This window comes from Paenactinomyces guangxiensis, from assembly GCF_016055185.1.
Taxonomy (GTDB): domain Bacteria; phylum Bacillota; class Bacilli; order Thermoactinomycetales; family Thermoactinomycetaceae; genus Paenactinomyces; species Paenactinomyces guangxiensis.
Window position 1 is genome coordinate 256,466 of sequence record NZ_JAECVR010000002.1, and the last position, 8,670, is coordinate 265,135.

General features: G+C 43.5%; 9 protein-coding genes. 4 read left to right on the forward strand and 5 right to left on the reverse strand.

The window, feature by feature from the left end:
• Positions 1-71 precede the first annotated feature (71 nt).
• On the reverse strand, positions 72-1,043 hold the full coding sequence (locus I8U27_RS04415; RefSeq protein ID WP_181750790.1) for a LacI family DNA-binding transcriptional regulator: 972 nt from the start codon (positions 1,041-1,043) through the stop codon (positions 72-74).
• Positions 1,044-1,187: 144 nt separating this feature from the next.
• On the opposite strand from I8U27_RS04415, the gene I8U27_RS04420 reads away from it, so the two are divergent.
• The 3 genes from I8U27_RS04420 to I8U27_RS04430 all read left to right on the forward strand — a co-directional run bounded on the left by I8U27_RS04420 (position 1,188) and on the right by I8U27_RS04430 (position 4,669).
• The gene (locus tag I8U27_RS04420; RefSeq protein WP_181750791.1) at positions 1,188-2,486 is read left to right on the forward strand and encodes a Gfo/Idh/MocA family protein; all 1,299 of its coding nucleotides are present in this window, start codon (positions 1,188-1,190) and stop codon (positions 2,484-2,486) included.
• A 112-nt stretch (positions 2,487-2,598) separates the two neighbouring features.
• Entirely contained in the window at positions 2,599-3,528 is a 930-nt protein-coding gene (locus tag I8U27_RS04425; protein WP_181750792.1) for a phosphotransferase family protein, read from the forward strand.
• A gap of 73 nt (positions 3,529-3,601) precedes the next feature.
• A complete protein-coding gene (locus I8U27_RS04430) occupies positions 3,602-4,669 on the forward strand; it encodes a DNA polymerase IV (RefSeq protein WP_181750793.1) in 1,068 nt (355 codons plus the stop codon).
• A 112-nt stretch (positions 4,670-4,781) separates the two neighbouring features.
• Here I8U27_RS04430 and I8U27_RS04435 read toward each other — a convergent pair whose 3' ends face one another.
• Entirely contained in the window at positions 4,782-5,591 is an 810-nt protein-coding gene (locus tag I8U27_RS04435; protein WP_181750794.1) for a Cof-type HAD-IIB family hydrolase, read from the reverse strand.
• Positions 5,592-5,621: 30 nt separating this feature from the next.
• Positions 5,622-6,056 (reverse strand): EVE domain-containing protein, encoded by a 435-nt coding sequence (locus tag I8U27_RS04440; protein WP_181750795.1) that lies wholly within the window; start codon positions 6,054-6,056, stop codon positions 5,622-5,624.
• Positions 6,057-6,306: 250 nt separating this feature from the next.
• On the opposite strand from I8U27_RS04440, the gene I8U27_RS04445 reads away from it, so the two are divergent.
• A complete protein-coding gene (locus I8U27_RS04445) occupies positions 6,307-6,984 on the forward strand; it encodes a serine/threonine-protein kinase (protein WP_181750796.1) in 678 nt (225 codons plus the stop codon).
• 90 nt (positions 6,985-7,074) lie between these two features.
• Here I8U27_RS04445 and I8U27_RS04450 read toward each other — a convergent pair whose 3' ends face one another.
• On the reverse strand, positions 7,075-7,704 hold the full coding sequence (locus I8U27_RS04450; RefSeq protein ID WP_181750797.1) for a DUF2812 domain-containing protein: 630 nt from the start codon (positions 7,702-7,704) through the stop codon (positions 7,075-7,077).
• A complete protein-coding gene (locus I8U27_RS04455) occupies positions 7,691-8,035 on the reverse strand; it encodes a PadR family transcriptional regulator (protein WP_181750798.1) in 345 nt (114 codons plus the stop codon). The genes I8U27_RS04450 and I8U27_RS04455 overlap by 14 nt, the downstream gene beginning before the upstream one ends.
• Between the last annotated feature and the right edge of the window lie 635 nt (positions 8,036-8,670).

Below are 8,670 nucleotides of genomic sequence, written 5' to 3' on the forward strand. Positions count from 1 at the left end.
TTCCAACAGCCTTGATATGTCCAAAAATCCTATATTTATTCCCATTAGCTGGTGAGAAGCTGTTTATGGTTTCACCTTCGGGGGGCACAAGAATTTCTAATGATCAATTCTGCATCCAGTGCCGGCGTGTCCAAATTTTCTTCATTTGCTAATTGCAGAAGTGATTTAGCTATAAGTCCGGCAATTTTATCAACGGAGGGTCCAACTGTGGTTAGTGAAGGATTTTCGTTTGCTGCTTGCGGTATATTATCATAGCTGATCAGAGAGATATCTCCGGGAATCGTTAAGCCTGCTTCTTTGACCGCGCGGAGCACCCCGAGAGAAATATCGTAACCGCCTCCGATGATTGCTGTGAGGGGGTGATTTTGCAAGATTTGTTTGGCTGCCTGATAACCATCCTGCCATCCAAGGCCTTTCGTATTGACTGCTATGGAACGAGCGGAAGATAAGTTCAGCTTTTCTGTTCCTTCTTTAAACCCTTTAAACTTTTCTTGCTGGTTTTTATTCTTCTCAGATAAGTCTCCAACGTAGACGATTTCCCGATGCCCTAACTGATAGAGATATTCCAATGCTTTTTTAATCGCCGACTTTCGGTCGACAAGAAAAGTTGGATATGGTGAAGGGCCCGGCTCCCCGTAGAAAAGTACAGGGTTTTTCGATTTGATGTTATAGGGTGAAACCTGTTCATTAAACACGAGGATCGCATCTACTTGTATTTGGTTAAAAATGCTAATTGCAGAAATGATCGGGTTGATCGAAAGAAGCATGCGGTAGCCACGCTTTTCTAATTCATCATTGATTTTGGTTGCCAGTGAAGCTAAAGCCACTCTTTCTACGGTCGGCCAGACAACGCCAATGGTATTGCTTTTTTTGGATACAAGACTTTTGGCGGCAATATTGGGTTCATAGCCCAATTGTTCTGCAACTTGCAGGATTTTTTGTTTGGTTTGCGGCTTTACAAGAGGGCTGTTTCTAAGAGCTTTGGAAACAGTAGAGTAGCTTACGCCGGCCACTTTAGCGATATCTTTAATGGTGACATCCATTTACATGCCCAACCCTTCAGAGTCATAGATAGAAGCACAAATATCAAACGTTGTAATTTTCATTATAGCACAATTGATCCCGGTCCCCGGACCCCCCAACCGGTTAACGGACAGAAAAATCACTAACGGAGGAGAGGAGTTCAAGTGAAGAAATATGCGATTTGCGGTGTGAGCAATCGGGCCTTAACGATGTTTATCAAGCCTTTATTAAGGCAATTTTCTCATGGGAATAAAATTGTGGCTGTTCTGGATCGCGACCCGCGGCGATTTGAAGTTTGCAGGGAGGAGTATCCGGAATTAGTGGAAGTGCCTGCTTATCTGCCGGATCAATTTGACCAGATGATGAAAGACACCAGGCCGGATGCGATTATTATTGCAAGCCGGGATGACACTCACCTAAACTATATCTTGCAGGGACTGGAAAAAGATACTGAGGTGATTACAGAGAAACCGATGGTGACCTCCGCTGCTGATGCCGTGAAAGTATTACAGGCCGAATCCCGAAGCAAAGGGAAAGTAACTGTTACTTTCAATTATCGTTATAATCCTTACCACAGGAAAATCAAGGAGATGATTTTACAAGGAAAACTGGGGAGAATTACTTCGGTAGATCTCAACTGGTATGTGGATACGTACCACGGAGCCAGTTATTTCAAACGCTGGCACCGGCTTCGCAGGAACTCGGGCGGCCTGTCCATCCATAAGTCTACCCACCATTTTGATCTGGTCAACTGGTGGCTGGACCAAAAGCCTTTGGAAGTATTCGCGTATGGGGACTTGCATTACTATGGTCCAAACGGGGAGCACAACCCCGAAAAAGAGGATCATCGTTTTTGTGGAACCTGTCATGTGAGGGAGAATTGTGAGTATTATATGCGCTGGACCGCAAGAAGTTACCAAAATTCCATCCGTGATGATCACTTGCGGGCAGATGAAATGCATTTATCAAAACCAGGTTACACCGATTATCGTCCGGATGCATGTATCTTTGATTCAGAGATTGATATTGAAGACACTTATGCCGTTACCGTGAAGTACGACCGGGGAACGCTGTTAAGCTATTCGATTAATTTTTCTGCCCCTTACGAAGGATACCGCTTAGCAATCAACGGGACAAAAGGTAGAATTGAAACAACGGAATATCATGAACCAAGCCGGATTCCTTTTCCGTTTCCGGAACAAACCATTGATTATTATCCCCTTTTTGGTTCAAAAGAAATCATTCATGTAGTCCGCAATGAAGGGGGACATGGCGGGGGAGACCCTTTGCTGCTGGAAGATATTTTTCTTGGCAACGATCCGCGGAGAAATTACCCCATTCTTGCCGGAGCTGAAGCGGGGGCTTACTCCATTGCGATAGGAGAAGCGGTTTGGCGTTCCTGTAAGGAGAATAAACCCATAAGGATTGACGATCTGTTGGATATCAATAAAGAAAAGCTTTAAGATAAGGGCTGATCTATAAGCCTTTATATGAATTGGAGAAGTTTCCTGTGCGGGGATGGGTCGGCCCGTCACATATATGGAATCTATTTTTTAGCAAAGGGGACTTTGGCCTATGAATCCATCATACAAAGCCTCTCTGCCTGATCAAGTGCTGAAATGGGTGCTTCGGTCTATAGATGCTTGCACGGCAATCCGGTCTGTGGAACGGCTCTATGGAGGAACTTCATCCCTTGTATATCATATCTCGCTTGAAAACGGGCAAGGTGTACAGTCGTTTGTCCTTCGTCTGTTCAACAACCAGGAATGGCTTCATAAAGAACCCGACTTAGCCCTTCATGAAGCGGAAAGTCTTGATTGGGCCTCTTGGCATGGTCTGCCGGCACCGGAGATGGTCGCATTTGATGAGACAGGCAGAGAGTGCGGATGGCCGGCTGTACTGATGACAAAGCTCAAAGGTTCTGTCGTGTTGTCACCGCAACAAGAAGAGAGCTGGCTAAATGAACTGGCGGAAATCCTTGTTCACATACATGCAGTAAATGCGGACAACTTCCCGTGGACCTATTTTTCATACAATGACCCGGATGACTGGGAGCTGCCAAACTGGTCGCGATTCCCGAAACGATGGGGGATTGCCATCGATTATGTTAAGAGTTCGCGACCTGAATCAAGGACTTGTTTTATTCACAGGGATTATCATCCGGCCAATGTGTTGTGGACGCAAAACACCATTACAGGTGTAGTTGACTGGGTAAACGCTTGCCGCGGACCGGCCGGAATAGATATCGGCCATTGCCGGGTCAATCTGGCACAACTGCTTGGCGTGAAAGCAGCCGATGCTTTTTTGACTGCCTATCAAACACACGCCGGATCTGCTTTTCACTATGACCCTTACTGGGACTTTGTGTCGCTGATTGATTTTCTGTCCGGACCGCCCAAAGTATTTTCCGGATGGAAAGCGCTGGGCGTGTCCGGGCTGACCGATCAATTAATGGCAGAACGACTGGATGACTATATGGCACACCTGGTCGGGCAGATTTCCTGACGGTTGAATTTCTCCTTGATTCACCCCATAATAAAGGATAAGAATGTATGTTTGCGTGAAAGGTGAGCCACCGGTGAAGAAGATTTTACATTTGGATCTCGATGCGTTTTTCGCCAGTGTGGAACAGCTGGACGATCCCCGGCTACGGGGAAAGCCGGTCATTGTCGGGGGCAGGGGAAAACGCGGTGTCGTGTCCACCTGTAGTTATGAGGCGCGGGCATATGGGGTGCGATCAGCCATGCCGACAGTGATGGCCCGTAAACTCTGCCCGGATGGCATTTTTTTGCCGGTACGATACAGCCGGTATACAGACAAGTCGACGGAAGTTCGCCGTATCTTTACAGCCTACAGTGAACGCTTCGAGACGGTGGGGTTGGATGAAGCTTATCTGGATGTCTCCCATTATGAAAATGCGATCCCCATCGCCCGTGAAATCAAAAGGCGGATTCATGATGAAACGGGGCTGGTTTGCAGTATCGGCCTTTCGTACAACAAGTCGATGGCCAAAATCGCCAGTGATTTGAAAAAGCCGGATGCGTTTGTGGTCATACGACCAGAACAAGCGCTGGATATACTTAAGGGGTTGCCGATTGGAACCTTGCACGGAATAGGAAAAAAATCGCGGGAACGGTTGGAGAGTATCGGAGTGTTTACCGTTAGTGATTTTTGGCGCTTGTCTTTAAATGAAGTGGTGCAGATGTTCGGCAAGTTTGGTCATACCTTATACCACCAGGCGAGAGGAAAGGATGATCGGGAGATCGTCACAGAGCGATCCCCCAAGTCACATGGCCGGGAGACCACCTTGCCGGAAGATTTGTTTGACCGGGAAACCGTTGCACAAGTTGCCCGGAAACTGTTGGCGGAAGTGCAAAGCGATCTGACCGATGCCGAGATCAAACCCCAGACTCTGACGCTGAAAATCAGATACGCCGATTTCACTTTGCGTTCCAAACAACGAACGGACAGGCCCGATACCGATTGGCCGGAGATCATGGAAGAGTTGCTGGATACGTTTGACTACACAGCCGGAATCCGCCTGGTTGGTGTCAGTTTTTCCAATTTTGTACAGCTGCCGGCGAAAGTGTACGAACAGCTCTCATTGCCGTTGGGGGATCTTGCACAAGTGGACGATCAGAGATAAAGTGAGGCAAACTTTGATCTTCCTGCATAAAGAGGATGAAGATTTCTCCTCATCCCCTGTTATTTATCATGGACAGAAGCAAGAGTTCATGATTCAGGTATTCCTGCGCCAGTTATGCCAGCAGCGTTTTCTCAAGATAAACGGCCACTCCGTCTTCTTCATTGCTGGTTGTGACTGAGTCTGCGATTTGCTTTAATGAGTGAATTGCGTTCCCCATGGCAATTCCCTGTCCTGCGTATCGGATCATTTCCGTATCATTATCTTCGTCGCCAAATGTGATGATATGCTTATGGGGGATTCCATAATAAGCAGCAATTTTTTGCAGGCCGACCCACTTATTAATACCGGATCGGACAATTTCGATGATATTCCATGGCGCGCCCCATTTGCGCTGTTCGATCACTTCGGCATGAGCTTGCTGCAAGCGGGCAAATAGCTCGTCATAATGATCATCCCGGGGCTTGATTAAGATTGATGTGGGTTCATCCTGCAAAATTTGTATCAAGTCTCCTTTATGGATCGTACGGTCTGTAGTGAGAAAAGTATCCTCTAATATTTCATCCTGGCTGCGGATAAACACAGTATCCAATACCTCCACCATGATATGGCAGACTTTAAATTTCTCACAAGTGGCTATCACCTGTTTAACAGTTGGTAAATGGAGTGGTGAATGATAACGGCCAAAGTGCGGATCATGGGGATGGTGGACAAAAGCGCCGTTAAAATTAACAAGTGGTGTATCCAGACGGAGTTCTTCATAATATTTTTTGCTGAGTTGATACGGCCGTCCTGTGGCTATACATACCTTATGTCCGGCTTCCGTCACACGCTTGAGGGTCTGTTTCGTTCGGGTTGAGATGGTTTTGTCGTCTTTTAGCAAGGTTCCGTCCAGGTCAAGCGCAATGAGGTGTGGTTGGCTCAATTTTCCCTCTCCTTTATGCAAAATGATCGTCTAAAAAACAGAAGAAATGCCGACATGTTTAAAAAATTCCCACAATATCTCTCTTTCTTTGGGAGAAACGGGAAAATTTGTCCCTTTCGGATTTCTTAATACAGAGAGATGGGTAAAATCCGGATCAGTTAAAAGATGTTTGCGCAAAATCGGTTTATTCAGCACATAATCAAACTGAACATAACATTTGATTGCCCCAAACCTGGTTGGCTCATGGGATGCAAAGGGGTCGCTGAGAGTTCTTCCAATAACGTAAATTCCGCTATCAGGCTGCGTTTTCCAAAAAAACACTTCATCCCCTTTTTTGATTTTCTTGCGATGCTGATTGACACTCCAAGTCGGTGTTTCCGCATCATTCGGGTCATATTGCTTCAGATATTCCATTAGATCAAAGCCATACCTGGGGTTGTACTGGAAAATCCACGCCTGATTCATAAATATTCCTTTCTATATCGTTTTTCAATCCATTGTATTGTCGTTATTATGACATCAAAGATAAAATTTTGGTAGTGCTGATCGTTTTTAATTTTCCTGTAAAGAGGACTTCTGGAATTACATAAGATTAATCATTTGTGAACTTACAATAAAATAGGTTTTAACTTGCCCCAAACTGTGAAAATAGTTTTTGAAACATGAACAGGCTGTCAGAACCACCCAGGATCGAATATGAGGAGGAGAAACAGGTATGAAACCGTCATTTGCGATGGATCAGGAAGCTGTGGACTATCTCAATGCGATTGTTGCAAGTGGAAAAATAGCAGAAAGCTGTTCTTTGCTTGGCGAGGGATTAAGCGGTAAGGTTTATGATTTTGAAGGTTATGCAGTAAAGGTATATAAGGAAAACTTTTGTGAAAACGACGACCACTTGATGCTGGCCCGTTTGCATGATCATCCGGCTTTTCCGGTACTGCAATATAAAGGTCAGAACCATCAGTTTATGGTGGCTGATAAAGTAAGCGGTTATACACTGGCAGAAATACTGAAATCCGGGGAGAAGCTGAATGAACATACATTCAGGCAAATTGAGAGACATGTAGAAGATTGCTACAGAGAAGGGATCATTCCACATGATCTGCATTTAAACAATATCATGATTGATCATGATAAAAATGTAAAAATCGTTGACACCGGGCGCTTTTTCTATTCGGACGACAAGGGTGTATTTAAAGATAAGATCGAAACAGATCTGGAAATGTTAAAGTATCATCTGGGCCTGTTTGGCTTTTTCTCTTCTTCCAGGAGAAAATACAGACGTCACCGCAAACACAGCTATTCCTCGCGCAGCTATTCTTCCCGTTCCTATTCCTCCTCCCGGCGCCGTCATCGCCGGCGTCGAAAATACCATTCTTACTCCAGCTCATAATAGGCGGGGGTACAAACCGCTGGCGGATTTGGCCAGCGGTTTTTCATCATGAAAATCAGCAGTCACCTTACTGTTGCGGTTCATTGTAATCTAAACATTTTCAGTTTTAGTTTTTTTTATTTTCCGATATTGACATTCCGCTTTAAAAACAAAGATAAGATATAAAACAAATATTATAAGTAAAATCAACCCGGAAAAACCCCTGAAAAGAACAAAAGGAGTTTCAAAAAGAAAGGCTCCCCAAAAATCAGCACCAGTTTTTTCCCATAATCCAGGTGTATAATACAGAGACTTGGGATTAATGAAAGCAACCATGTCAATAGAATCAGATGTGATTAACACAATAAAAATTGGAAAATATAAAAGTGCTAATGTTATATACATCTCCGACAGTCTTTTATACCTGCCTGCCTTAGAATCTACATCTGAAAAAATGTCTTCGCTTGCTCTTTTATCTACTTTTTTAAAATACTGAACTCCTGAGTTTTTTGTTCCTGCAATATGCTTCCAGCCACTGTCTTCAAAAAGGGCACAGTAATCTTGAAAATCTGCCTGATTTTTAAATATACGATAATCTATTTTTATGATCGTATTTTCAGGTTTAGCCGAGCAAAATTTATATCCTATTGACTTTCCTACCAGTTCATACCCTTGAGTTGCCATTTTATTCAACCATCTTTCTTCTTTTTCGAAATCAAGAAAAAACCTAAACCTTCTCATTAATATCCTCCTCGTTCTTAACTTTAAAAGCATCTTCAGTAATCTTGATCATGTGCTGCATTCTTTCAAAATCAAGACGCAAAATTTCTTTTCCTTTTTGAGTAATCATATAGACTTTACGTCGGCTGTCTTGGCTATGGACAGGTTGAATAAATTTTAACTTTAGTAAATTTTCAATAGCTCCATAAAGTGTACCGGCAGCCATCCTTACTTGTCCGTCACTAAGTTCTTCCACCTTTTGCATAATCAGATAACCATGTGCCGGTTCCAACAAAGATAAAAGGATATAATAAACAGTTTCTGTCAATGGCAAATGTTTATCCCTTTTCATACTTTCCCCCCACCGTTAATTAGTCTCCCTTTATGTAGATGAACTGTATAGTTAAATTGTATATAGTTTAACTGTATATGTCAATATAAAAACCTTATAGGGGTAGAGGAACATGCCCATTAAGTTAAAAAAATAGAATACCCACAACATAGAAAAAAGGGGTCACCGTACATTGCTGTCAAGATAAGAAAATAGAAGTTATTTCAAAACTCCTTTTTGAGACCGTACAAGTAAATTATTCCTATTCCCCCTCAGCTCCGATGCAGTGGCAAGTCGCTCGGTGGAATAGGATTTCTCCGCTTATTTTATATTTTGAAATAGTTTCTAGTACTACAGTTGTATTTAAATCTCAGCTTGTCGACAAAGTCTGTTTTCTTAACAGGTCGACAAGCTTTTTTGTCGAACCATTTTATATAGAAAATGGTGATGGGGGATTTATTTGTGTTATCCAAACATGGAAAAATCGGTCGAAACCAACTTGAGATCATAGCATTAGATGACTTAGTGCCTGGGGCTGTCCCAAAAGGATGGGATAGCCCCGAGCTTTTTTGTAGTTTTTTTGAGAAAGATCAAAAAAGAAATCGCCCCGTTGTAGTAAAATGAATGTACCACTAAACATTTACTAAAGGGGCGAT